Source organism: Streptomyces sp. TM32, assembly GCF_004122755.1.
Lineage (GTDB): Bacteria > Actinomycetota > Actinomycetes > Streptomycetales > Streptomycetaceae > Streptomyces > Streptomyces sioyaensis.
On the sequence record NZ_SDIG01000091.1, the window covers coordinates 1 to 25,753 of the forward strand.

The 25,753-nt window shown below is 72.6% G+C and carries 19 protein-coding genes; 13 read left to right on the forward strand and 6 right to left on the reverse strand.

The features are described 5' to 3' along the window. Positions 1 to 413: 413 nt before the first annotated feature. Complete coding sequence (locus EST92_RS19865; RefSeq protein ID WP_129282224.1) at positions 414 to 2,123, forward strand: proline--tRNA ligase; 1,710 nt, start codon at positions 414 to 416, stop codon at positions 2,121 to 2,123. Between the two features lie 60 nt (positions 2,124 to 2,183). Here the strand turns inward: EST92_RS19865 and EST92_RS19870 are convergent, their stop codons facing one another. The 3 genes from EST92_RS19870 to EST92_RS19880 are packed head-to-tail and all read right to left on the reverse strand — an operon-like array spanning position 2,184 to position 4,181. Continuing rightward, the gene (locus EST92_RS19870) at positions 2,184 to 3,095 is read right to left on the reverse strand and encodes an aminoglycoside phosphotransferase family protein (protein WP_129282225.1); all 912 of its coding nucleotides are present in this window, start codon (positions 3,093 to 3,095) and stop codon (positions 2,184 to 2,186) included. 47 nt (positions 3,096 to 3,142) lie between these two features. Continuing rightward, positions 3,143 to 3,658, reverse strand: coding sequence for a ferritin-like domain-containing protein (locus EST92_RS19875; RefSeq protein ID WP_129282226.1), 516 nt, complete (start codon positions 3,656 to 3,658; stop codon positions 3,143 to 3,145). A 49-nt stretch (positions 3,659 to 3,707) separates the two neighbouring features. Continuing rightward, positions 3,708 to 4,181 (reverse strand): hypothetical protein, encoded by a 474-nt coding sequence (locus tag EST92_RS19880; protein ID WP_254068920.1) that lies wholly within the window; start codon positions 4,179 to 4,181, stop codon positions 3,708 to 3,710. A gap of 211 nt (positions 4,182 to 4,392) precedes the next feature. Here EST92_RS19880 and rimP point away from each other — a divergent pair, with 211 nt between their 5' ends. The 9 genes from rimP (at position 4,393) to EST92_RS19925 (ending at position 16,975) form a co-directional block, all read left to right on the forward strand. Then, positions 4,393 to 4,944: a ribosome maturation factor RimP gene (rimP, locus tag EST92_RS19885; RefSeq protein WP_129282227.1), complete on the forward strand. Its 552-nt coding sequence runs from the start codon at positions 4,393 to 4,395 to the stop codon at positions 4,942 to 4,944. A 2-nt stretch (positions 4,945 to 4,946) separates the two neighbouring features. After that, positions 4,947 to 5,945: a transcription termination factor NusA gene (gene nusA / locus EST92_RS19890; protein WP_129250727.1), complete on the forward strand. Its 999-nt coding sequence runs from the start codon at positions 4,947 to 4,949 to the stop codon at positions 5,943 to 5,945. A 136-nt stretch (positions 5,946 to 6,081) separates the two neighbouring features. Then, positions 6,082 to 6,378 carry a YlxR family protein gene (locus EST92_RS19895; protein ID WP_093485428.1) on the forward strand — a complete coding sequence of 99 codons (297 nt, stop codon included), beginning with the start codon at positions 6,082 to 6,084 and terminating at the stop codon, positions 6,376 to 6,378. Positions 6,379 to 6,541: 163 nt separating this feature from the next. Then, on the forward strand, positions 6,542 to 9,670 hold the full coding sequence (infB, locus tag EST92_RS19900; protein ID WP_129282228.1) for a translation initiation factor IF-2: 3,129 nt from the start codon (positions 6,542 to 6,544) through the stop codon (positions 9,668 to 9,670). A gap of 290 nt (positions 9,671 to 9,960) precedes the next feature. Next, positions 9,961 to 10,254, forward strand: coding sequence for a DUF503 domain-containing protein (locus EST92_RS19905; protein WP_129282229.1), 294 nt, complete (start codon positions 9,961 to 9,963; stop codon positions 10,252 to 10,254). Positions 10,255 to 10,319: 65 nt separating this feature from the next. Next, a complete protein-coding gene (rbfA, locus tag EST92_RS19910; protein ID WP_069571620.1) occupies positions 10,320 to 10,775 on the forward strand; it encodes a 30S ribosome-binding factor RbfA in 456 nt (151 codons plus the stop codon). Beyond that, positions 10,772 to 11,701, forward strand: coding sequence for a tRNA pseudouridine(55) synthase TruB (gene truB / locus EST92_RS19915; protein ID WP_129282230.1), 930 nt, complete (start codon positions 10,772 to 10,774; stop codon positions 11,699 to 11,701). Before rbfA ends, truB begins: the two co-directional genes overlap by 4 nt. Positions 11,702 to 12,037: 336 nt before the next feature. After that, positions 12,038 to 15,811: a hypothetical protein gene (locus tag EST92_RS19920; RefSeq protein ID WP_129282231.1), complete on the forward strand. Its 3,774-nt coding sequence runs from the start codon at positions 12,038 to 12,040 to the stop codon at positions 15,809 to 15,811. A gap of 216 nt (positions 15,812 to 16,027) precedes the next feature. Further along, a complete protein-coding gene (locus tag EST92_RS19925; protein WP_129282232.1) occupies positions 16,028 to 16,975 on the forward strand; it encodes a bifunctional riboflavin kinase/FAD synthetase in 948 nt (315 codons plus the stop codon). 345 nt (positions 16,976 to 17,320) lie between these two features. Here EST92_RS19925 and EST92_RS19930 read toward each other — a convergent pair whose 3' ends face one another. The 3 genes from EST92_RS19930 to eccE form a co-directional block, all read right to left on the reverse strand. Next, complete coding sequence (locus tag EST92_RS19930) at positions 17,321 to 20,113, reverse strand: SCO5717 family growth-regulating ATPase (RefSeq protein WP_129282233.1); 2,793 nt, start codon at positions 20,111 to 20,113, stop codon at positions 17,321 to 17,323. A gap of 352 nt (positions 20,114 to 20,465) precedes the next feature. After that, the gene (locus tag EST92_RS19935) at positions 20,466 to 21,305 is read right to left on the reverse strand and encodes a hypothetical protein (RefSeq protein WP_129282234.1); all 840 of its coding nucleotides are present in this window, start codon (positions 21,303 to 21,305) and stop codon (positions 20,466 to 20,468) included. Then, positions 21,305 to 22,531 (reverse strand): type VII secretion protein EccE, encoded by a 1,227-nt coding sequence (eccE, locus tag EST92_RS19940; RefSeq protein WP_129282235.1) that lies wholly within the window; start codon positions 22,529 to 22,531, stop codon positions 21,305 to 21,307. Before eccE ends, EST92_RS19935 begins: the two co-directional genes overlap by 1 nt. 345 nt (positions 22,532 to 22,876) lie before the next feature. Here eccE and EST92_RS19945 point away from each other — a divergent pair, with 345 nt between their 5' ends. The 3 genes from EST92_RS19945 (at position 22,877) to EST92_RS19955 (ending at position 25,591) form a co-directional block, all read left to right on the forward strand. Beyond that, complete coding sequence (locus tag EST92_RS19945; protein ID WP_129282236.1) at positions 22,877 to 24,523, forward strand: type VII secretion protein EccB; 1,647 nt, start codon at positions 22,877 to 22,879, stop codon at positions 24,521 to 24,523. Between the two features lie 328 nt (positions 24,524 to 24,851). Then, positions 24,852 to 25,175 carry a WXG100 family type VII secretion target gene (locus EST92_RS19950; RefSeq protein ID WP_006602761.1) on the forward strand — a complete coding sequence of 108 codons (324 nt, stop codon included), beginning with the start codon at positions 24,852 to 24,854 and terminating at the stop codon, positions 25,173 to 25,175. Between the two features lie 122 nt (positions 25,176 to 25,297). Next, positions 25,298 to 25,591, forward strand: coding sequence for a WXG100 family type VII secretion target (locus EST92_RS19955; RefSeq protein ID WP_006602760.1), 294 nt, complete (start codon positions 25,298 to 25,300; stop codon positions 25,589 to 25,591). Positions 25,592 to 25,753: the final 162 nt, after the last annotated feature.

Sequence of the window (25,753 nt, forward strand, 5' to 3'; positions counted from 1 at the left end):
TCCCACCCCCAACGGGAGGGGGCGGACCGCAGGACGAAGTCCGGAGGGCCGGTCCCGCAGCCGAACAGCCAGCGCAGCGGCAATCAGCCCGCCGCAGGCGCAACGGCGACAAACCATCACGGCGGGACGGCCGACCACGTACGGCGGCGCCGCAAAGCGCAACGGCGAACAACACCCACGGCGGGACGGCCGACCACGTACGGGGCGCCGCAAAGCGCAACGGCGAAAAACTCCCGCGGCGGGAAAGCCGACCACGTGCGCCGCGGCGCAAAGCGCAACGGCGACAAACCACCACGGCGGGAAAGCCGACAACGTGGGAAGCCGGCCCAAGCGCAGCGGTATCGCATTTCCTTGTGCCACACCCGGGCGGCTAACCTCCTGGGAGTCACCTTTCTTACGCAGGAGAATCTCCCATGGCCCACGCCGCACAGGTCCAGCGCATGTCCCGCTTGATGATCAAGACACTGCGCGACGACCCGGCCGACGCCGAGACCGCCAGCCACAAGCTGCTCGTCCGCGCCGGGTACGTCCGCCGCTCCTCCGCCGGCATCTGGACGTGGCTGCCGCTGGGCAAGAAGGTCCTGGAGAACGTCTCCCGCATCGTCCGCGAGGAGATGGACGCCATCGGTGGCCAGGAGGTCCTGCTGCCGGCCCTGCTGCCCAAGGAGCCCTACCAGGCCAGCGGCCGCTGGGAGGAGTACGGCGACCTGCTCTTCCGCCTCAAGGACCGCAAGGGCGCCGACTACCTCCTCGGCCCCACGCACGAAGAGATCTTCACCCTCACGGTCAAGGACCAGTGCACGTCCTACAAGGACCTGCCGGTGATCCTCTACCAGATCCAGACCAAGTACCGCGACGAGGCCCGCCCCCGCTCCGGCGTGCTGCGCGGCCGCGAGTTCCAGATGAAGGACTCGTACAGCTTCGACACCACCGACGAGGGGCTGGAGCAGTCCTACGCCCTGCACCGCGCGGCGTACCAGAAGATCTTCGAGCGCCTGGGCCTGGACTTCCGCATCGTCTCCGCCGTCTCCGGCGCGATGGGCGGCTCCGCCTCCGAGGAGTTCCTGGCCCCGGCCGCGGCCGGTGAGGACACCTTCGTGGACTGCCCGGCGTGCGACTACGCCGCCAACACCGAGGCCGTGACGGTCACGGTCGCGCCGGCCGACGGCTCCGGGCACGGGGCCGTCGAGGAGCTGGACACCCCCGACACCCCGACCATCGAGTCGCTCGCCGAGTTCCTGGACGTGCCGGCCTCCGCGACCCTGAAGAACCTGCTGGTCAAGGTCGACGGCGAGATCGTCGCGGTGGGTGTGCCCGGCGACCGCGAGGTCGACCTCGGCAAGCTCGGCGAGCACCTCGCACCGGCCACCGTCGAGCTGGTCACCGCCGAGGACTTCACCGACCGGCCGGAGCTCGTCCGCGGCTATGTCGGCCCGCAGGGCCTGGCCGGCAAGGCCTTCCGCTACCTCGCCGACCCGCGGATCGCGCCCGGCACGGCCTGGGTCACCGGCGCCAACAAGGAGGGCAAGCACGCCCGCAACGTCGTCGCGGGCCGGGACTTCGAGGTCGACGAGTACCTCGACGTGGTCGTCGTGGAGCCCGGTGACCCCTGCCCGAAGTGCGGCGCCGGCCTGCGCATCGACCGCGCCATCGAGATCGGCCACATCTTCCAGCTCGGTCGCAAGTACGCCGACGCCTTCGAGCTCGATGTGCTCGGGCAGAACGGCAAGCCCGCCCGGGTCACCATGGGCTCGTACGGCATCGGCGTCTCCCGTGCGGTGGCCGCGCTCGCCGAGCAGTCGCACGACGAGAAGGGCCTGTGCTGGCCGCGCGAGGTCGCGCCGGCCGATGTGCACGTCGTCGCGGCCGGCAAGGCCAAGCAGACCGAGCTCGCTCTGGAGGTCGGCGAGCGGCTCGGCGCCGCGGGCCTGCGGGTCCTGGTCGACGACCGGGCCGGGGTCTCGCCGGGCGTGAAGTTCACCGACGCCGAACTGCTGGGCGTGCCGGCCATCGTGGTCGCCGGCCGGCGGGCCGCCGAGGGCGTCGTCGAGGTCAAGGACCGCCGTACCGGCGAGCGCGAGGAGCTGACGGTCGAGGAGGCCGTCGCCCGCCTCAGCGCGTAAGGACCGTACGGCAGCGGGCCGGCCGGGGTACCCACCCCGGCCGGCCCGTTCGTCCGTCCACTACAGCCAGGCCGCGAACTCCAGCAGCAGTTCGCCCCGCTGGCGGGCGCCCGCGGCCACCTCCCGTACGCCGGTGTCCACCGCCCGGTACAGCGTCCAGTCGCGCAGCCGGTCGCGGTCCACCTCCAGGGAGTCGGCCAGCTTGGCCACCCGGCGGCGGGCCGCCGCGGCCGCGCCCGAGCCGGCCATCAGATCCTCGAACCGGTCCAGCACCAGTGCCGCCAGGTCGTACGCCCGCTCGCCGACCACCGGCGACGGGCCGACCGCGAGCCAGGGCGCCCGCTCACCGGCCAGCACCTTGCCCTGCCGGAAGGCACCGTGCAGCAGGAACTGCTCGTCGGACCCGGCCGGCAGGGTGCGCCGCAGCTCCAGGGCCTGCTCCACCAGCGGTCCGGCGGCCCGGGTCAGGGATCCGGCGGTACGCAGTGCCACCGCGGCCTCCTCGGTGCGCCCGGCCAGCGTCTCGAAGGGGTGGCCCGCCTCGGCAGGCACCCACAGCCGTCGTACCGTCCCGGCCGCCTCCAGCAGCGCCTTCGCCTCCGGCAGCGCCCGCAGCGACACCGCGCCCCGCAGCCGTTCCATCAGGAGCGCCCCGCCGGTGTCGTCGGAGCGCAGCAGCCGTACCGCGCCCCAGCCGTCCCACGCCTCCAGCGCCGCCGCCTCGTGCGCGGACACCCGCCCCGGCACGGTCAGCTTCAGCGCCGCGGGCGTCCCGTCCTGCTGCCGTACGAGGGCGAGCAGACTGCTGCGGCCCCCGGGGGCCTGCACCCGTTCCAGCGTCAGCTTCCAGGCGTCCAGCCGCTGCTGAACCAGGGTCGGGAGCGCCGCGAGCCACTCCCGCACCGCACCGTCCGGATCGCCGCTCAGCGAACTCACCAACCGCTGCGGCGGTTCGATGGGTGCTGTTGCCATGCTTGAGCTGTCCCTTTCCTGGGCGGAGACCGCACGGCGGCCGTCGTTCAGAGCGCGCCCGCGGCGGCGCTCGCGGAGCCGGACGGAGCGGCGGCCGCGGCCCGCTCCGCAAGCCCAGGGAAGGCTACGCCGCTGCCGCGCCAGCGCACCGCCCGGACCGCCGCCTCCCGCAGCGCGGCCGCCGCCTCCCTGCGCCGGGCCGCGCCGCCGGCGCGTACGAGATCGGCGTAGACGGCGGCCAGCCGGTCCTCCAGCTCCGCCGCCAGCCGGACCGCGGCGGCCGCGTCCGGGACCGGGAAAGGCAGCTCATAGGCGGCGGCCGCGGCCTGCGGGGTACCGCCCAGGTCGTGCACCACCCGGCGCAGGGCGTCCCGGCGTGCGCGATGTGCGTCGTACGCCGCCTGCGCCTCCGTGCGCCGCTCGCCGGCGATCCGCCCGCCGACCACGCCGTAGCCGTACACCGCCGCATGCTCGGCGGCCAGCGCCGCCTGCACCGCCGTCAGCTCACCGTGCGCGTCGTCGTCCTGCTGTCCGTCTTTGCCGTGCACCGCTGCGGCCCTCATGTGTACGCCCCTTCGCTGGTCCGTGCTCCGCCGTGCCGCCCGGTGGCCGTCACCGGGCCGGCTCCGCCAGCAGAAACGCATGTGCCGCGCCGGCCGCCGCGACCGAGGCGAGCAGCCGGGCCAGCTCCGGGGGCGCGGCGGTCAGTGCCGTGGTGCGGGCGTCGGCGAGGGCGCGCTCCGCGTCGCCGAGCGCCGCGCGGGCGGCCCGCTCGTCCTGGGGAACCGGGGGAGCGGACGGCCGGGCGCTGCGCGGCGACGTCGTGGACGAGGGCGCACCGGCGTCCCGCGCCGGGCCCTCGGGGGCCGTGCGGTCCGTGCCGAACGCCTCGGCGTGCCGGGCGACTTCGGCGCGCAGCGGGCGCAGCCGCGGCTCCAGCGCCGGATGCGCCCGCAGCGTCGCGTCATAGCGGGCCAGCAGGGCCGTGCTGTCGCGGGCGGAGCGCTCGCGCAGCCGGTCGGCGGCGGAGGAATGTTCCCGCCCGCCGGGGCCGTCGTCCTCGGCGCAGCCGGCGAGCAGCGCCATGCCCCCGAGGGCGGCGCCGGCCAGCAGGGTCCTTCTCCGCGCGTACGCCACTTTCGGCACGTTGCACTTCCCGGGGTCTTTCGTAGTGATCACCGCAGGCGAGAGTATCCGTGACGACCCACCGAATCGTCAGTACCCCGCCGGAACCGATAGGCTTTGACCCGACACGCGACCCACCCACAACAGCACACGCGGCCGAGGAGTCACCCGGATGAGCACGACCCAGAGCGAGAGGCTGCGCGGACTGCTTGAACCGCTCGTCGCCGCGCGAGACCTGGATCTGGAAGAGATCGAGGTGACACCGGCAGGAAAGCGGCGGGTGCTGAGGATCGTGGTCGATTCCGACGAGGGTGTCCAGCTGGACGAGTGCGCCGAGCTCAGCCGCGAGGCCTCCCAGGTCCTGGACGACTCCGATGTGATGGGCGGCGCCCCGTACACCCTTGAGGTGACCTCACCGGGCGCCGACCGCCCACTGACCGAGCTGCGGCACTACCGCCGCGCCGTCGGCCGCCTCATCAAGGCCCAACTGACCGCCGAGGCAGGCGCCGGCGAGCTGGTGGCCCGGATCACCGCGGTGGACGAGGACGGACTGGATCTTGAGGTGCCGGGCGTGAAGGGCCGCAAGCCGACCGCCCGCCGGGTCTCCTTCGACGAGATCGCCAAGGCGCGCGTCGAGCTGGAATTCAGCCGTAAGCCCGACAAGGCGGACAAGCGCGACGTGCAGCAGGACGAGAAGATCGACGAGAACAAGGAGGAGGCGTAGCCGTGGACATCGACATGAGTGCCCTGCGGGGGCTGGTGCGGGAGAAGGAGATCTCGTTCGACCTGTTGGTCGAGGCGATCGAGTCGGCCCTCCTCATCGCGTACCACCGCACCGAGGGCAGCCGCCGGCGGGCGCGGGTGGAACTGGACCGCAACACCGGTCATGTGACGGTGTGGGCGAAGGAGAACGCCGAGGACCTCACGGACCTGGCGGAGGGCGAGGAGCCCCGCGAGTTCGACGACACCCCCTCCGGCTTCGGGCGGATCGCGGCGACCACCGCCAAGCAGGTCATCCTGCAGCGGCTGCGGGACGCCGAGGAGGAGATCACCTTCGGCGAGTACGCCGGGCGGGAGGGCGATGTCGTCACCGGCGTCGTCCAGCAGGGCAAGGACCCCAAGAACGTCCTGGTCGACATCGGCCGCCTGGAGGCCATCCTGCCGGTGCAGGAACAGGTCCCCGGTGAGGACTACGCACACGGCACCCGGCTGCGCTCGTACGTCGTACGGGTGGTCAAGGGGGTCCGCGGCCCGTCGGTGACGCTGTCGCGCACCCACCCCAATCTGGTGAAGAAGCTCTTCGCCATGGAGGTCCCGGAGATCGCGGACGGCTCGGTGGAGATCTCCGCCATCGCCCGCGAGGCCGGCCACCGCACCAAGATCGCCGTGCGCTCCACCCGCTCCGGCCTGAACGCCAAGGGCGCCTGCATCGGCCCGATGGGCGGCCGGGTGCGCGCCGTCATGGCCGAGCTGCACGGCGAGAAGATCGACATCGTGGACTGGTCGGACGACCCGGCCGAGCTGGTGGCGAACGCGCTGTCGCCGGCCCGGGTCAGCAAGGTCGAGGTCGTGGACCTGGCGGCGCGCTCCGCCCGGGTCACCGTCCCCGACTACCAGCTTTCGCTGGCCATCGGTAAGGAAGGGCAGAACGCCCGGCTCGCCGCCCGCCTCACGGGCTGGCGGATCGACATCCGCCCGGACACCGAGCACGCAGCGCAGGACTGAGTACACGCGGCGTAGCCGGCGGGCGCCGCGGCCCCGAGAAATCGGTGGTGCCGCGGCGCCCGGTGGGGAATTCTGAGCAGCCGTTCGGCCTTCACCCCAGCGGGGTCGGGCCGGCACGGGGAGGTAGACTTAAGCAGTGTCTGGCCGGACGCATGCCCGCGCATGCCCTGAGCGCACTTGTCTGGGATGCCGGGAGCGAGCGGCCAAGGGCGATTTGCTGCGCATCGTGGAGATCGAGGGTGAGTGTGTCCCCGATCCTCGCGGTACGCTGCCCGGCCGGGGTGCGTACGTGCACCCGACACCGGTCTGCCTCGACCTGGCGGTTCGCCGCCGGGCGTTCAACCGGGCCTACCGGGCCCGGGGACCGTTCGACACCACGGAGCTCCGTCGGTTCCTCGAGCGGACGCCCGTCGAGCAGCCGCCGTTGCAATAAGGCACAGCAGCAAGAAACGCACAGCGCACGGAAAACCGTGCGGTCAGGTACCTCGCGAGTCGGAAGTAGGTCGAGATTGCGATGAGCACTCGATGAGTACGCGATGAGTACGCCCATGAAGTAGCGACGGTCCGGTGGACACCCCGGACCTAGAAGGAGCGAAGTGGCTAAGGTCCGGGTATACGAACTCGCCAAGGAGTTCGGCGTCGAGAGCAAGGTCGTCATGGCCAAGCTCCAAGAGCTTGGGGAATTCGTCCGTTCGGCGTCCTCGACGATCGAGGCGCCGGTCGTGCGCAAGCTGACCGACGCTTTCCAGGCAGGCAGCGGCAACGGCCGCGCCGCCGGCAAGCCCGCGGCGCCGCGCAAGGCGGCCCCCGCGAAGCCGTCCGCGCCGTCCCCGGCGCAGGCGAGCACCTCCCGCGCCCCCAAGGCAGCGGGGGAGCGTCCTGCTGCCCCGAAGCCGGGCGCACCCAAGCCGGGCCCCGCGGCTCCGGCCCCGGCGGCCGCCGCCGAGGCGCCGCAGGCCCCCGCAGCACCCAAGAGCACTCCCGCCGCCGGCCCGACGCCGGGTCCGCGCCCCGCGCCGACCCCGAAGGCCGCGGCACCCAAGCCCGCTCCGGCCGCCCCCGCGCAGCCCGAGTTCCAGGCTCCGCCGTCCACGCCGGCCGCTCCCGCCGCCGGCCAGTCGGCTCCCCGTCCCGGTGCCACCCCCGGCCCGCGCCCGGCCCGTCCGGCGTCCGGTCAGGGCGGCCAGGGTGGTCAGGGCCGCGGTAACGCTCCGCGTCCCGGTGGCGAGCGTCCGGGCCCGCGTCCCGGTGCCCGTCCGTCCGGCCCCCGTCCGGGCAACAACCCCTTCACCTCCGGTGGCTCCACGGGCATGGCCCGTCCGCAGGCCCCGCGTCCCGGTGGCGCCCCGCGCCCCGGTGGCCAGGGTGGCCCCGGCGGTCCCCGTCCGCAGGCCGGTGGCCAGGGCGGCCCCCGTCCGCAGGGTCAGGGCGGCGCCCGTCCGACCCCGGGCGGTATGCCCCGTCCGCAGGGTGCCGCTCCCGGCGGCCCCCGTCCCGGTGGCGGCGGCGGTAACCGCCCGAACCCGGGCATGATGCCGCAGCGTCCCGCGGCCGGCCCGCGTCCTGGCCCCGGTGGCGGCGGCGGTCGCGGTCCCGCGGGTGCCGGTCGTCCCGGTGGCGGCGGTCGTCCCGGTGGTGGCGGCGGCTTCGCCGGTCGTCCCGGTGGCGGCGGCGGTCGTCCGGGTGGCGGCGGCGGTTTCGCCGGTCGTCCCGGTGGCGGTGGCCCCGGTGGTGGCGGCGGCTTCGGCGGTCGTCCCGGCTTCGGCGGTCGTCCGGGCGGTCCCGGTGGCCGTGGTGGCACGCAGGGTGCGTTCGGCCGTCCCGGCGGTCCGGCGCGTCGTGGCCGCAAGTCGAAGCGGCAGCGGCGTCAGGAGTACGAGGCCATGCAGGCCCCGTCGGTCGGCGGCATCATGCTGCCGCGCGGCAACGGCGCGACGGTTCGCCTGTCGCGCGGTGCCTCGCTAACGGACTTCGCGGAGAAGATCAACGCCAATCCGGCGTCGCTGGTCCAGGTCATGCTGAACCTCGGCGAGATGGTCACCGCGACCCAGTCGGTCTCCGACGAGACCCTCCAACTGCTCGCCGACGAGATGAACTACGTCGTCGAGATCGTCAGCCCGGAGGAGGAGGACCGCGAGCTCCTGGAGTCCTTCGACATCGACTTCGGTGAGAACGAGGGCGGCGAGGACATGCTCGTCGCGCGTCCGCCGGTGGTGACCGTCATGGGTCACGTCGACCACGGTAAGACCCGACTGCTCGACGCGATCCGCAAGACGAACGTCATCGCGGGCGAGGCCGGCGGCATCACCCAGCACATCGGTGCCTACCAGGTCGCGACCGAGGTCAACGACGAAGAGCGGCGCATCACCTTCATCGACACCCCCGGTCACGAGGCGTTCACCGCCATGCGTGCCCGTGGTGCCAAGTCGACCGACATCGCGATCCTCGTGGTGGCGGCCAACGACGGTGTCATGCCGCAGACGATCGAGGCCCTCAACCACGCCAAGGCGGCCGAGGTGCCGATCGTGGTCGCGGTCAACAAGATCGACGTCCCGGGCGCCGACCCGACCAAGGTGCGCGGTCAGCTGACCGAATACGGCCTGGTGGCAGAGGAGTACGGCGGCGACACCATGTTCGTCGACATCTCCGCCAAGCAGGGCGAGAACATCGAGTCCCTGCTGGAGGCCGTGGTCCTCACCGCGGACGCGGCGCTGGACCTGCGGGCCAACGCCGAGCAGGACGCACAGGGTCTCGCGATCGAGGCCCACCTCGACCGCGGCCGCGGTGCCGTGGCGACCGTCCTGGTCCAGCGCGGTACCCTCCGCGTCGGCGACACGATGGTGGCCGGCGACGCGTACGGCCGCGTGCGTGCGATGTTCGACGACAAGGGCAACAACGTCGAGGAAGCGGGTCCGTCGACCCCCGTCCTGGTCCTGGGTCTGACCAACGTCCCGGGTGCCGGCGACAACTTCCTGGTTGTCGACGAGGACCGGACGGCCCGTCAGATCGCCGAGAAGCGCGCGGCGCGCGAGCGCAACGCCGCCTTCGCCAAGCGCACCCGCCGGGTCTCCCTGGAGGACCTGGACAAGGTGCTCAAGGCCGGCGAGGTCCAGCAGCTCAACCTCATCATCAAGGGTGACGCTTCTGGTTCCGTCGAGGCCCTGGAGTCCTCGCTGCTCCAGCTCGACGTCGGCGAAGAGGTCGACATCCGGGTGCTGCACCGCGGCGTCGGTGCGGTCACCGAGACGGACATCAACCTGGCGTCCGGCTCCGACGCGATCGTCATCGGCTTCAACGTGCGCGCCGAAGGCCGTGCCACGCAGATGGCCGAGCGCGAGGGCGTCGACGTCCGGTACTACTCGGTCATCTACCAGGCGATCGAGGAGATCGAGGCGGCCCTCAAGGGCATGCTCAAGCCGGAGTACGAGGAGGTCGAGCTCGGTACCGCGGAGATCCGCGAGATCTTCCGCTCGTCCAAGCTCGGCAACATCGCGGGTGTGCTCATCCGCTCCGGCGAGGTCAAGCGCAACACCAAGGCGCGCCTCATCCGCGACGGCAAGGTGGTCGCGGAGGACCTCAACATCCAGGGTCTGCGCCGCTTCAAGGACGACGTCACCGAGATCCGCGAAGGCTTCGAGGGCGGTATCAACCTCGGAAACTTCAACGACATCAAGATCGACGACGTCATCGCGACGTACGAGATGCGGGAGAAGCCGCGCGGCTGATCACGCAGATCACAGTCCGTGCGAAGCACGGTCCACCCGGGGTGGTGGCCGGGCGACGGGCGGGAAGGGGCCGGTCGGTGGAGTTCTGCTCCGCCGGCCGGCCCCGGCCGTTTGCGGGGGTGCCGCCGCGCGGACGGGGCCGATGCGCTCACCCACCGTCCCCTCCGGCCCACGGAAAGTAATCCCGTCGAACGGTGTCGGATGTTGCGTGTACCGTTCTTGTGTTCTTGCCAAATATCGGCAGGGCTTACCGAATACGAGGCCTCACGGGTCGGCTTGACCCGCACCGCATGTACGTAGGGACGCTGTCCTTCGACCTGCTTCTCGGCGACGTACGGTCGCTGAAGGAGAAGCGCTCCGTCGTCCGCCCCATCGTCGCCGAGCTGCACCGCAAATACGCGGTGAGCGTCGCCGAGGTCGGGTACCAGCATCTGCACCGCAGGGCCAGGATCGGCCTGGCGGTGGTGTCCGGAGACGCGGGGCATCTCACCGATGTCATGGACCGCTGCGAGCGCTTGGTCGCCGCACGGCCCGAAGTGGAGCTGCTGTCGGTTCACCGGCGGCTGCACGGCGACGACGACTGACCTGAGGTACGGGCAGCGCGCCGCCGGTGGAAGCACAATTGTGGAAGAAAGAAGGAGACGGACCAGTGGCCGACAATGCGCGGGCGAAGAAGCTGGCGGACCTCATCCGGGAGGTGGTCGCCCAGAAGCTGCAGCGCGGCATCAAGGACCCGCGGCTCGGTTCGCACGTGACCATCACGGACACCCGGGTCACCGGCGACCTGCGGGAGGCTACGGTCTTCTACACGGTCTACGGCGACGACGAGGACCGCGCCAGCGCCGCCGCCGGGCTGGAGAGCGCCAAGGGCATCCTGCGCTCCGCGGTGGGCGCCGCGGCCGGCACGAAGTTCACGCCGACCCTGGCCTTCGTGGCGGACGCCCTGCCGGAGAACGCCAAGACCATCGAGGACCTGCTGGACAAGGCGCGGGCCTCGGACGCCAAGGTGCGCGAGGTCTCTTCGGGCGCCCAGTACGCCGGTGAGGCCGACCCGTACCGCAAGCCGGGCGACGACGAGGACGACGAGGGCACCGCGGCAGAATGAAGCGTGAGAGCAACAAGCCGGGAGGACTTGTCATCGTCGACAAGCCGGCCGGCTTCACTTCGCACGACGTGGTGGCGAAGATGCGCGGCATGGCGCGCACCCGCCGGGTCGGGCACGCCGGCACGCTCGACCCGATGGCCACGGGCGTGCTCGTCCTGGGCATCGAGCGGGCCACCAAGCTGCTCGGCCATCTCGCGCTGACGGAGAAGGAGTACGTCGGCACGATCCGGCTCGGCCAGACGACGGTCACCGATGACGCCGAGGGCGAGATCACCGCGTCGAAGGCGGCGCACGGCCTCGCCCGCGAGGACATCGACGCCGGCATCGCCCGGCTGTCCGGCGCGATCATGCAGGTGCCGTCGAAGGTCAGCGCCATCAAGATCGACGGCAAGCGGTCGTACTCGCGGGTCCGCGACGGCGAGGACGTGGAGATCCCGGCCCGGCCGGTGACGATCTCCTCGTTCGTGCTGCACTCCGCCCACGAGACCGAGGCCGAGGACGGGACGCCGGTGACCGATCTGCTGGTCTCCGTCGAGTGCTCGTCGGGTACCTACATCCGCGCGCTGGCCCGTGACCTGGGGGCCGGGCTCGGGGTCGGCGGCCATCTGACCGCGCTGCGCCGTACCCGCGTCGGCCCGTACAAGCTGGACCGGGCGCGCACGCTCGAACAGCTCCAGGCCGCGGTGGACGACGCCGAGGGGGAGGGCCTGCCGGTCATGCCGCTCGGTGACGCGGCCGCCGCGGCGTTCACCCGCTGGGACGTCCCCGAGGCGCAGGCGCGGCTGCTGCTCAACGGCGCGCGGATCGCGATGCCGCGATTCGAGGGCGACGGCCCGGTCGCGGCGTTCGGGCCGGACGGCCGGTTCCTGGCACTGGTGGAGAACCAGGGCGGGAAGGCGAAGAGCCTGGCGGTGTTCGCGGTCTGAGGCGGCACCGGGCCATGACCCGGGGAGCCGTGCACCGTGGCCGGGTCCGGAGCGTACGAGACGCTGCGGACCCGGCTTTCGTGCGTGCGCACGCGGCGGCTGCCGTCCCGGAAAAGGGTGGTGGAACGCGGGCCGCCCGGACAGGAACGGAGGGCCGGCCCACGCTCCACCATCCCCCTCACCCTGTGTCTCTCCAGCGAGGCCGGGCCATTCACTCATTCGGTGAGGCGCTCGGAGTGAATCAAGGAGCAGAGGGGGGCGCGTTGGAACGGCTCCCTCCCATGACGATCACTGCCTGCTTACCGTTCGGGGACTGAACAGGCGAGAGGATCGGCAATGGCACTGCTGGACGCCGATGTGGACGCGGCACTGGTGCGCATCCGCGATCTGGCAGGTCGCACGCGCGGCACGGGGTTCCTCGCGGACCCCGACGGCACCGTGATCACCAGCCATGAAGCGGTGGACGGGGCGGCACAGCTGGTGCTGCAGCCCATGGCGGACGGGGCCGGCAGCGGCGCGGCGGGCGGCGGCGGATGGACCTGCCTGGTGGCGGCCGACGCCGTGACACCGCTGCCGGAGGACGGGCTCGCCCTCGTACGGACCGACGCCTTCGGCCCTCACCGGCTGCTGCCGCTGCCCATCGCCGCCGGCCGGCCCGCGGCGGGCACCGGCGTACGGCTCTGGGCGGGCGGCTGGCTGGACGGCACGGTCGTCGGGCCGGGCTCCGGGGTGATGTACACGGCCACCGAACGCGTCCATCTCCTCGACGAGACGCTGGAGCTCCACCTCTGCGCGGGCGGCCGGGAGGCGCTGCGGTTGGGCGGCCCGGCGGTCGGCGGGCCGGTGCTGGACGCACGGACCGGCGCGGTGCTCGGGGTGCTCGGCACCGCGCTGCACTCCGGCCGCCGGGCGGGCGGCCACGCGATCCCGCTGCGCGCCGTCGCCGAGGCCGCGCCGGGGGGTGTGCTGGCCGCGCTGCTGGAGCGCAACGCCGCGACCGTCCCCGCCTACGGCAGCGAGCTGAATCCGGCCGGGGCCCGGCACCTGACCGAGGTGTCGGCGGGCGCCGCCGAACGGCCGCGACGGTGGCGGGATCCGGTCGAACGGCCGGAAATCGCCGCGGAGTTCGCGCGCTTCGAGGACAGCCGGGCGACCGCGCTGGTACTGGGCCTGGTGGGGGAGCCGGGGACGGGGCGGAGCACGGAGCTCGCGGCGCTGGCCGCACGCCGGGCGCAGGGGCCCGTCCCGGCGCCGACCGTCCGGCTGCGCGGCGCGGATCTGCGGCCCGGCGACGACGGGGTGCGCACGGCGGTGGAGCGCGCGCTGCGCTCCGCCGGCCGGATCGTCGCCGCGGCGGGCCGTACGGCCGGTGATCCGACGGACACCACCTCCCAGGGCGTGGCCCGGGCGGCGGCCGCGGCCGGGCGCGGGCTGCTGGTGCTCCTCGACGGCCCGGAGGAGATGCCGGCCGCCCTGGCCCGGCGGGCGGCCGAGTGGACCGAGGCGACGGCCGACTGGCTGCGTACCGCCGGTGTGCGGCTGGTGATCGCCTGCCGCCCCGAGTTCTGGGAGCGGGCCGGCGCGCTCTTCCCGCCCGCTCTGCTGCACCGGCCGCGCCGTCCGCTGCCCGCGCTGCCCGCCTGTGTGGGGCTCGGCGATCTCCCGGAGGACGCGGCGGAGCGCGCCCGTGGCCGCTACCGCCTGCCACCGGGCCTGCCGGCCGCGGCCGATGCCCGCCATCCGCTGGCGCTGCGGCTGCTCGCGGAGGTCCTGGCGGCGCTCCCCCAGGGCGACGCGGCCGGCCTCGGTACCCCCGACCGCCATCAGATCTTCGAGGCCCATCTGGACCTGGCGTGTCTGCGCATCGCCGGGCGCCTGGCGGCCGCGCACCGGCCCGCGCCGCGCGGCACCGCCGTACGCCGCCTGGCCGCCCAGGTCGCCGGCCAGGTGCACGAGGCGGCCCGCCGCTGTCTTCGCCCCGGGCCGGGCGCGCTGGACCGGATGTCCTTCGAGGAGGTCTTTCCGCCGGAGTCCGGCTGGGCCGCCGCGGTGCTCGCCGAGGGGCTGCTGGTCCCGGCCGGCGGCGGATACCGCTTCGCCCACGAGGAGTTCGCGGAGTGGCTGCAGGGCGCCCACGCCGACCCCGGGCTCCGGCCCGCCCCCGGGCGGCGCACCGGACCGGTCGTCCAGGCGCTGCTGCTGCTCGCCCGGCGGGAGGGGACGGTACAACTGACGTTCCGGCTGGCCGAGTTGGTGCCGATGGCGACCGCCGCCGGCCCCGCGGAGCCGGCCACGGACGCCGTGGACGGCCGCCGCTGGGCCGCCCGGCTGCTGACCGGCGTCCTGCTCCGGGTGCCCGACGCGCGGCCGTACACGGGCGTGCTGCGGCTGCTCGCCGACCGGATCACGGAGCGGGCGCTGCGCGCGGGCGGCTTCGAGCACACCGGCCTGGCGGAGTTCGGCCCCTGGTTCTGGGAGCGGCTGGCGCTGACGGACGAGGACCGGATGGACCTGCTGCGCCGTCTGCTGCCGGCGGACGGGCCGCCGGCCGGGCTGCCGCGGAGCGCCGGGACGGGCGCCGCACCCAGCGCGCCGGCCGCGCACCCGCCGGCCACCGTGCCGCGCCCCGGCGGCCCCTTCGCCGAGCCCCCGCGCGTACGGGTCCACCCCGCGGACCATCCCGCCGACCACCCTGCCGACCATCCCGATCCGGCCCGGGACGGCGGTGGTCCGGTGGGCCCGGCCGACGGTCCGCGCCCGCACCCCGCCGACGGCCCGTCCGCGGCGGCCGGCCCCGGCACCCCGTCCCCCCGGTTCCTCGACGCCGCCGCGGTGCTGCTGCGGACGGACCCGGAGGGGGTGCAGCCGCTGCTGTGTGCCTGGTTCGACGACACCCGCCCGCTGCAGCGCCCCGGCGCGGCGGGCGTCGGCCCGGCCCGCCCCGTGCGCGCCCGGCCCCGTGAGATCACCGTCGCCGCCGCCGCGCAGGCCCTGCTGCACACCCATCGCCGGCAGGCGCTCGACGCGCTCCTGGAGGCGCTGGTGACCGCCGCGCACCCCAGGGGCGACGAGCTGATGGACGCGCTCGCCGAGGACGAACCGGCAGCCGTGTGCCGGGCCGTGGACCGCTGGGCGCACGACGAGCGCCCCGAGCGCCGGGCCGCCGCCGCGTCGTACGGCCTGCGGGCCGCGCCCCACGCCACCGCCGCGCCCGACCGCGCCCTGCTGCGCTACGCCGCGCTGTGCCTGCTCGCCCGGCGCGCCGACGCCGCCCACCACGGCTCCGCGCTCGCCCTGCTGGTGGGCGATCCGGCCACCCGCTCCCGCTTCCTGGACCGGGCGCTGGCGCGCTTCGTCGCGGGCGACCCCCAGCTGCCGCCCACGGCGTTCACGGCCGCCCTCACCGACCACCCCGGAGAGGTGCTGGACGCCTTCCGCGCCCGGCTGGTCGGCGGCGAGGGCCCGCCGGTGGCGGACGCGCTGCTGCGCATGCTCGCCCGTATCGACGCGCCGGACCTCGTCGCCCGCATCGCCGACCTCGTCCGCGACTGCGCCCGGCACTGCCCCGAGCGCGCGGCGCGGCCGGTCGCGGAGTTCCTCGACCGCCGCCTCGAACGCGGACCGGCCGCCCGCGCCGCGCTCCGCCCGCTCGCCGTGGAACTGCTGACCGGGTACCCCGCACCGGTCCGCTGCGCACTCGCGGCGGTGGTGGCCGAACCCGGCTCCGGCGACTCGGCCCCGCTGCGCCGCGAACTGCTCGACGCGCTGCTGGCGCAGGAGGCGTCGTACCCGGCGGCGCATGCCGGACACGGCGGATGCGGGGGAACACAGCCGGACACCCGGGTGCTGGAGGCGCTGCTCCGGGCGGCCGCCGAGGGCGCGGAACGGCGGCCGGCGGAACGCACCAGAGAGCTGGTGCACCGCACCGGGACGCTGCTGGTCCGCACGCCGCAGGGCGCCGTCCGCCTGGAGCGGCAGCTGATGGAGCTGGGACGGCGGGTGCCCGGCTTCGCCCGGCGGGTGCAGGACTGGGTGGCGGACGACCCGGGGGAGTGGGCGGCGGTGGTGGGCCCCGGCGCCCGTGCCACGCTCACCGGATGCCACAGCTGATCACCAGGTGCCACAGCCGACCGCGCGGGCCGGTCCGGGCCGCGGGTACGCCCGCGAATCCGCCGGTGACGCCGGTGGCCTGCGGCGGATCCGGTGCGCAGGCCCGCCCTGAACCCCCCTTCGCGTGGAGCATCACCCCCGGCATGGCAGTCTTAGACCTGCGCCATGCCGAATTGGCGCAAGGGACGGACAGGGTTCGGGCGAGGAGCGGGCAGAGTGCAGCGCTGGCGTGGCTTGGAGGACATCCCCGAGGGCTGGGGGCGCAGCGTCGTCACCATCGGCTCGTACGACGGAGTGCACCGCGGCCACCAACTGATCATCGGCAAGGCCGTCGCGCGCGCCCGTGAGCTGGGGATTCCCGCGGTGGTCGTCACCTTCGACCCGCATCCCAGCGAGGTCGTGCGACCCGGCACCCACCCGCCGCTGCTGGCGCCGCACCACCGGCGTGCGGAGCTGATGGCGGGGCTCGGGGTGGACGCCGTGCTGGTCCTCCCGTTCACCAAGGAGTTCTCGACGCTGGAGCCGGCCGACTTCGTGGCCAAGGTGCTGGTCGACAAGCTGCACGCCCAGGTCGTCGTCGAGGGCCCCAACTTCCGCTTCGGGCACAAGGCGGCCGGCGATGTCGCCACCCTCGCCGAACTCGGGACCACCTACGACTACACGGTGGAGGTCATCGACCTCTACGAGCGCGGCGCGGCGGGCGGCGGCGAGGCCTTCTCCTCCACGCTCACCCGCCGGCTGGTCGCCGAGGGCGACGTGGCCGGCGCGAGCGAGGTCCTGGGCCGGCCGCACCGCGTCGAGGGCGTTGTCGTTCGCGGCGCCCAGCGCGGCCGCGAACTGGGCTTCCCGACGGCCAATGTGGAGACCCTGCCGCACACCGCGATCCCCGCCGACGGCGTCTACGCAGGGCTGCTGCAGGTCGAGGGCGAGGCGATGCCGGCCGCCATCTCGGTGGGTACCAACCCGCAGTTCGACGGGAAGACGCGCACCGTCGAGGCGTACGCCATCGACCGCGTCGGCCTGGACCTGTACGGCCTGCATGTCGGGGTGGACTTCATCGCCTATATCCGGGGGCAGGAGAAGTTCGACACCCTGGACGCTCTGCTGGAGCGGATGGCGGTGGATGTGAAGGTGGCGCGGGGGTTGGTTGCGGGGGCGGAGTAGGGGCCTGCCGGTCATTCCTGCCGGTTTCCCCGCCGGCATTTCTCGCTGCATTTCCGCCCGCTGCATTTTTCGCCGCCGCATTTTTTTCCCCGCCGCCCACCCCCCTTCGGGGGGTGGGCGGGTGTAGTGCTACGGAAGTCCTTCGCGTGGCGGGCAGGTGGAGTCCCGCGGAGGCCCATCGACGGCAGGCGCTGTAGTAGTGCCGCGGAACCGTCAACTCGGCTGGTTTCAGGCGGAGTTCGGCCGGGAGGTCAGTCACTCGTCCGGGGGATGACGTGAGACGGGGCGGGGCCCGGCACCTGATATGTGCCGGGCCCCGCCCCCTTCATGCGTGCTGCCCGCGCCTCACTGCGGAGGCGGCTGCTGCTGCCACCCCGGCCCCAGGCCGCCCTGCTGTTCGGGCTGCGGGGCGTCCGGAGCGGGCTGTTGCTGCTGCCAGTGCGCCGGCGGCTGGGCAGGCTGCTGGGTCCAGCCGCCCTGCTGCGGCGGGTAACCGGCCGGCGGCTGGCCCTGCTGCGGCTGCTGCGGCTGGCCCTGCTGGCCCTGTGCCTGCTGGGCGTACTGCTGCTGGGCGTACGGGTCGCCGCCCATCTGCTGCTGGGCGTACGGGTCACCCATCTGCTGCTGCGGATACATCCCCTGCGCCTGCTGTGCCCGCGCGAAGTCCTCGGCCACCAGGGCGGAGAGGTTGAAGTACGCCTCGCGGGTCTTGGGCCGCATCATGTCGAGGTCGACCTCGGCACCGGCGGCGAGATGCTCGTCGAAGGGGACGACCACCACGCCGCGGCAACGGGTCTCGAAGTGCGACACGATGTCATCGATCTTGATCATCTTGCCGGTCTCGCGGACCCCGGAGATGACCGTGATACCGCGCTGCACCAGATCGGCGTAGCCGTGCGCGGACAGCCAGTCCAGGGTGGTGCTCGCGCTGCTCGCACCGTCCACGGACGGGGTGGAGATGATGATCAACTGGTCGGCGAGGTCGAGCACTCCGCGCATCGCGCTGTAGAGCAGACCCGTACCCGAGTCGGTGAGGATGATCGGGTACTGCTGGCCGAGGATGTCGATCGCCCGCCGGTAGTCCTCGTCGTTGAACGTCGTCGAGACCGCGGGGTCCACGTCGTTGGCGAGGATCTCCAGGCCCGAGGGGGCCTGAGAGGTGAACCGGCGGATGTCCATGTAGCTGTGCAGATGCGGGATCGCGTGCACCAGGTCACGGATGGTCGCACCGGTCTCGCGGCGCACCCGTCGGCCGAGCGTGCCGGCGTCCGGGTTGGCGTCGATCGCCAGGATCTTGTCCTGCCGCTCGGACGCGAGGGTGGAGCCGAGGGCGGTGGTCGTCGTGGTCTTGCCGACGCCGCCCTTGAGGCTGATCACCGCGATCCGGTAACACGACATCACCGGCGTACGGATCAGCTCCAGCTTGCGCTGCCGCTCCGCCTCTTCCTTCTTCGCGCCCAGCTTGAACTTGGACGGCTGGGCATTGGCACCCGGCTTGCGCTTCTTGGGCTGGTTGCGCAGCAGCCGGTCGGAGGTCAGCTCCACGGCGGCGCTGTATCCGAGCGGCGCGCCGGGGGCGGCCCGCTGCTGCGGCTGCTGCTGACCCGGCTGCGAGTACGAGGCGTAGTTGGCCGCCGCGTTCGGGTCGCCGGCCTGCTGCCCGGGGAGCGGCTGATACGGGGCCTGCTGGGCCTGCTGTGCGTGCGCTGCCTGCTGTGCCTGGTGCGCTTGGTGGCTCTGCTGGGCCTGTTGGGCCTGCTGCGCCTGGGCTGCCTGCTGTGCCTGCGCGGCTTGTTGGGCCTGTGCCTGAGCCTGTGCCTGCTGTGCCTGGTGCGCGGCCTGCTGCTGGGCGTACGCCTGCTGCGCCTGCTGGCCCTGCTGCGGGTAGCCCTGCGCGCCGGTCTGCGGGTAGCCGTACGCGGACTGCTGCGCGGCCGACTGCGCCTGCTGAGCCGCCTGCTGCGGCTGCTGACCCTGCTGGGGGTAGCCGTACGCGGGCTGCGGATAGCCGTAGGCGGGCTGTTGCTGCGGCGCGGGTGCGCCCTGCTGCTGTTGCGGGTAGCCGCCCTGCTGCGCCTGCTGGCCCTGCGGGTAGCCGGCCTGCGGATGCTGTGGTGCCTGCTGCTGCGGCGGCTGAACGGGCGTCTGCGGCCGGCCCTGCTGCGCCTGCTGGGCGGCCTGTGCCTGGGCCTGAGCCTGGGGGTCCGCGGGCTGGAACTCCGGCGGCAGCGGCGGCAGCGCGCCCTGGCCGGGTACGCCCTGCTGCCGGCCGTCGGCGGATGCGCCCCACGGTGCCCCCTGCTGGGGAACTCCCTGCTGGGGTACGCCCTGCGGAGGTGTCTGCTGCGGGGCCGCCTGCGGGGGCACGCCGTGCTGCTGCGGCCCACCCTGCGCGGGCACGCCCTGCTGCGGCACGCCCTGCTGAGGTACGCCCTGTTGGGGCACGCCCTGCTGCGGCGGCTGGCCCTGTGTCGGCTGGGCACCCTGTGCAGCGGCCTCGGGGCCGGGCTGGGCGGGCGCGGGCTGCACGGGGGCGGGCTGTGCCACGGCGGTGGCCTCGGGGGCCGGGGCACCGCCCTCCACGGGGGCGTCGGGCGCAGCCGAAGCCGAAGCCGTGGCCTCGGCCGACGGCGCCGGGTCGGCGGTGGCGGACTCCGGCTCGGACGCGGCGGCTTCCGTCTCCGCGTCGTCCTCGTCGTCGTCCCAGAGCGAGGCCGACGGGTCGACACCGGTGCCGGCGCGCCGATTACCGCCGGCGGCACCGTCGTTCGAGGCCGGCGCGGGCTCCGCGGGTGCCTGCGGAGTGACCGGGGGAGCGGCGGCGGCCGGCGCCCCGTTGCCCGCGTCCTGCGGGCGCAGCGTCGGGAATCCGGGCGGTGCCGCCTCGGCGGGCCCGGGCAGCGGCTGGCCCGTGGGCGGCCCGACGGGCGGCTGTGCCCCGGCGGGCGGAGTGGTGGACGAAGACGCAGGAGGAGCCGCGGGGGAGGCTGCGGCACCCGCGCCGCCACCGTTGGTGTCGTTGCTCGCGTACCAGGCCGGCGCGGCGAAGTCGATCTTGAACTCACCGGTCAGGTCGAACTCGGACTGGTCGTCGTCAGGATCGTTTCCGTCCGGACGGAAAGCCTCCTGCTCGTTCACTGTGCCTCCTGGTGTATTGCCACGCACCTGAACGGCAGGACCGGATACAGGCGGATCGATCGGATGTAGCGGAAGTCGGAACACACCACCCGGGGTTGCGCCCACACTAACTGGCACCGCCCCCGTATCGACTGCCGTCGTGCTGTGCTCCTGCGGCTCCCCACAGCCTAATCAACAGTCGGCACACAGCGGCAGTCGACGTCATGTCGTCTTCGGGCCCTTTCGGCACGCTTACGGGCGCACCCGTGGATGCGCCCGTAAGTCGTGCTCGTACGTCGTGCCGTACGTCGTGCTCACGGCCGGCTGCTTCCCGCCGCGCCGGGCGCGGCGGGCAACCGGCCCGTGATGCCGGTCAGTCCATCCGGCGCGGCCCACCGAGCAGGTTGGTCTCCGCCTCCGTGGGCTGGGTCATGACGAACTGGTGGCCGTCGCGCGAGCACCACAGCATGGCGTTGTCGCTGAGCGTCGGCAGCACCGCCCCGACCTGCTCCGGCAGCCGCATGATTCGCGTCACAACGTCCGCTTCCTCGGGCGAAAGCCGCTGCAGACCGACCAGGTCGGCGCGGCTGAGCATCTGCGGCGAGCGCGGCCCGAGGAACGGCAGCACGGTCATCACCGACTGCCAGGGGCTCGGGGCGAGCTGATTGCGCGGCGGCCGCGCACCCATGTCCCGGACGACCAGCACGGGGCTGGAAACCGACGGTCCCTGGGGCGCGATCTGGCGTACCTCGTGCACCGACACGCACTGCTGTCCGCCGCCCGCGGCCTGTGCCATCTGGCCCCAGACCGGCGGCCGCGCCGTCTCGACCGCGACCCGGGCGCCGGTGGCGACCGTACGCAGCGCCAGCACCTGCGCCATCCACACGCTGCCGACCAGGGCGATCTCCATCGGCGCCGGGCGCAGCAGGCTCAGCACGGCGGGCTGGTTCTGCGGGTCGATGCCGATGATCACGCCGTCGTCACCGACCGGCAGAGTCAGCGAGGCGAGCGACTCGGACGTCAGGACGTGCGGGCTGCGCCGTGGACCGCGCAGACCGAATCCGGGCCGCAGCTTCGGGCCGGCCGGCCCGGCCTGCGCCTCCTCCGGACGCTGCTGGTGCGAGGGCCGGCGGCTGCCGTCGGCGCCCCCGGTCGGATTGCGCCAGCCGTTGCCGCTGGTGTTGACGCGGGGCTGATAGGTGGGAGAAGCCATCAGCGGGTACCTCCGAGGGGGAGCGTGGCCAGCAGGCCGGGCAGCTGTTCCCGGTCGAGCCGGACGAGCCCGACCTTCACGGAACCGCAACGACGCTCCAACTCGCTCTGTGCGGCCGTGAGTTCGTTCTCGCTGCGGGTGGAAAGACGGACGTAACCCGAGATGGCCGGGGCGTGGCCGCCGCCGTGCGTGGCGGTCAGCGCGAAGGTGCTGGCCATCGCCCTGGTGCTGGTCAGCAGCTGGGTGACGGCGGCCAACGGGGCGCCGCCCTGCCCCAGTTGGGGCCACCGGCCGATCCAGTACGTGGAGTGCCAGCGGTCGTCGCAGCGCATCGCCCGGGTCGTCTCCTGGGTGCGGCGGGCCGCCCGGCCGTCGCGCCCCATCGCGCCGTTGGCGGCGCGCGGGCTGACGCACACGGCGGTACCGATCGCGGCCACGACCTCGCGCTCGTCGAGCACCCGTGCCCGCACCCCGTGCGCGGTCAGCCGGCTGACGAGCTGGTCGGCGGCGCGCAGCAGCGAACGCTTGGCGCCCTCCATGCCGCCGCCGCGGGCCTCGATCGCCTCCGCGCACAGCTCGGGGTCGAGCTTGAGTGCGATCCACGTCAGCTGCAGGGCCGGCGTCTGCGTCTGGGCCTGCAGCGGCGCGTACGAGCGTGCTGCGACGGCCTGTTCGGGCAGATGCGGAGCCGGAGCGGGCTGGGTGTACTGGACGAACTGCACCGATTCGAGGTGGATGTCCTCGATGTCGAGCGCGGTGTGCAGCACATCGAGCGGCAGCATGTGGCTGCCGCGCTGCGGCCGCAGCGGCTCGTCCCGGGCGTCCACCTGGACGAGGGCCGTCAGGAACGTCCCGTCGCCGACGAAGCCGATCGCCCGCTGGTCGGCCTCGGTGGTGAACTCGTAGGTCTGCAGCGCCGGTTCGCACTCCACGACGGGGGCGAAGGCCGGGTCGACGCCCTGGGTGGCCGCGAGTGCGGAGGCGCTGTTCTTGCCGCGGCGCTTCATCGCCCGCACGGTGGTGATCCATTCCGGCAGCGGAATCCGCCGCCGGCGGCCGAGCGCGAAAACGACGAGCACTGCCGCGATCACGATGGCCGCGGTCAGTGCGGCCGGGTGGATCGACCAGCCCACCAGCACCAGTGCCACGGCGAGTTCGATGATGGCCAGCTGCTGTACGCGGACCCCGCCGATGGTTCCCGCCTGCTGGCGCAGCCGCGGTGCCACCGGACCGGCCGGGCGGGCTGCAGAACCCCGGCCGCCATTTCCTCTGTTGCCCTGAGCTGTACCGTTTTGGTCAGCATTTCCCGCGTATTGCGGTGCAGCAGAAGGCTGTTGCTGCTGTTGCCGCCCATTGCGGCGTCGAGCCCTGGTGGCGCTGGACATCCCCCGGCCTGCTCCTCTACTGGTGGTGTGGCCTCTAGGCGTATCGGTCGCCCGCTGAGACTGGTGCGTTGGAAGGTGGCACCCGTACCGTACGGGTCGATCGACACACGGCATAGTAGAGGGCGCTACGGCGAGAGTGCCGGGGGCGGTCGATGTGGATCCAACAGGCGGGGAGAGAAAGCAACAATGGCATCACGCCGGGACGAGCTGAATGCGTATTCGTTCGCTCGAAAGCGCACGAATGCGGCATTTCTGAAGCCGCTGCCGAACGGCTCGATCGAGAGTGCCCCCAAGCCGCTGAAGGCGGTGGTACCGAGCATCGTGATGGGGGTCGTGGTGCTCGTGGGATTCGGAGCCTGTGGCATTCTCAAGCCTGTTGCTCCGCAGGGCTGGGACACCGTCGGGGCCAATGTCGTTGTCGGGTCGGACTCCACCACGCGATATGTTGTTCTGCCCAACACGGACGCCAGCGGGAAAAGCCATAAGCTTCTGCACCCCGTCCTGAACCTCGCCTCGGCCCGACTTCTCCTCGACCCCAATAAGTTCCAGGTCGTTCAGGTCAAGGATTCCGAGCTCGACGGAAAGCTTCCGCACGGTCCGGCCGTCGGTATTCCGTATGCGCCCGACCGTCTTCCCGGCACGGACGAGGTGGACAAGCCGAAGGTCTGGGCGGTGTGCGACCGTCCCGGCAGCGGCGAGAACAGCAAGCCCCAGCAGACGGTGTTCGTGCTCGGCGGCAAGGACAAGGACCTCGTCGAGGGCAAGGGCAAGCTCGACAACGACCAGGCGCTCTACATCGAGGACCCCAAGGGGCTGCGGTGGCTGGTCGACGAGAAGGGCGTGGCCTTCCAGTTCGACGCCACCCTGGGCGGGAAGATCGCGCCGGCGCAGGGCCCGGAGAAGGCCAACAGCGACCTGCAGCGCATCATCTTCGGCGACTCCGCCGAACCACAGAAGGTCTCCCAGCAGTTCATGGACACCCTCATCAAGAGCCCGGTCCCGATCGCCATGCCCCGTATCTCCGGTGCGGGCAAGCGGACCACCGCCATGGGCGTCCCGGACAGCGTGCGGACCATCGGCACGGTGCTCCAGGCGCGCGACAGCCAGCAGAAGTACGTCGTCCAGGCGGACGGCGTCTACAAGGTGTCCGACTTCGTGGCGAACCTCCTTCTTGAGGGCCAGAACGCCAAGGACGTCCACCCGGACGGCACGGCGATGAAGCCCGCGGAGGTGTCCACCACGAGCATGACCCTCAAGCAGGACGCCGAGGGCCACGCGGAGACCTACCTGGGCAAGATCCAGGGCACCGATATCGATATGCCGTGGCCGACCGAAACCGTCTCCGCCGCGAACAACTTCAAGCAGGGTTCGCAGACCGGCGGCCTGATCAGCCCCACGGACAACGGCGTCTCCTGCAGCGTCTACAAAGGCACCAGCACCAAGTATCCGGGCGAGGCGAACAAGAAGCTGGGATTCCCGAACGGCGTGCCCAACATGCAGACCTGGGTCGGCAAGGACTATCCCGCAAAGATCGCCCCGGGTGCCAGCTCGTATGTCACCCCCGGCAACGGGCTGTTGTACCGCCAGGCCTCCACGCCGTCCGCGAAGTTCGGCAGTCTGTTCCTGGTGACCGACACCGGTCTGCGTTACTCCGTTCCCGAGAACAACGACGGCGAGAAGGCCGGCAAGGCCAACCAGGAGGGCGGCCAGTCGCAACTCCGCCTCGGCTACAAGGATGCGCATCCGCCGCTCATCCTGAAGACCTGGTCCGAACTCCTCTCCGCGGGCCCGTCGCTGGACGTTCAAAGCGCCCATAAGCCGCAGGCTTCGTGACGTACGGAGGCCGGGCCGATACCCTTCACGGGAGTATCGCCCCGGCCTCCCGCCAAATCGCGACTACCGCCTCCTACCTCTTCCCTTTCTGGCCAGGATTTCCCGTCCTGACCGAAAGCACCGCATCTGCCCGAATTCCGCGAACGGGGTTTCCCCGCGGGGCAGTTGGCTATGTGGTGATCCCGCAACAAGAGCCCTCCCACAGTTGGGAACGGACGTGTGGAGTGGTTAAAGTGGTCGAAGGCGTCAGCAGGAGATGCCCACCACGCAAGCCGGCTCCGTCGGTGCGGCGCGGTACGACGTACAAGTCTCATGGGGGACGTTGACTATGGCTGGTCAGCAGTACACAACCACCGAGGAGGAGATGGTCGCGTTCAGCGGCAAGATCTCCTCGGTCAACCAGTCGATCCAGGGCGAGATCTCGCGCCTGAACACGGTCGTCGACACCATCACGTCCGGGTGGAAGGGTGCTGCGGCCTCCTCGTACAACCAGCTGCAGTCGCAGGTGAACGAGGACGCCAACCGTCTCAACCAGCTTCTGGGTGAGATCAAGGAAGCGATCGACGAGACCACGAAGAACTACTCCGCCTCCGAAGAGGAGCAGGCCCAGTCGATTTCGCACGTCTCCGCTTCGGCTTCCCCGTTCGGATGATGGAGCCGCGCCGCTCCGTGCGGCGCAGCGGCACAGCAGCCGCGGCACGGGCCAGCCGGGCATTCCCGTCGGCCCGCTGCGGCATGAATCGACCAGGCTTCATCAACTCCTGAGGAGACACCATGTCAGGCCAGATCCTCGTTAATTTCGCGACGATCTCGCAGGCCAGTTCCGACGTGCGCGGTACGGCCAACAACATCCGCCAGCAGCTCGACGACCTCGAGGCGGGCGTCAAGAAGATCGCCGCCAGCTGGGAAGGTGCGGCGCAGGAGGGCTACCAGGCCCGCCAGCGCGAGTGGGACCAGCGTGCGGCCTCCCTGCACTCGACGCTCGAGGCCATCGCCAAGGCGCTCGACCAGGCCGCCCAGAACTACCAGGCCACCGAGCACAAGAACTCCGGTATCTGGGCGGGCTGACCTCGCGTCGGCACACGTACGGATAGCGATCGGCTGAGCAGCCCCGACGGCTCGCACAGTGGTCAATGAGGGCGAGCGCGCTGCTTCAGTGCGCTCGCCCTTCTGCCGTCCACGCCGCCCTCGTATTCCCTCCACGCCATACCCCCCACCCCCCCACTTCTC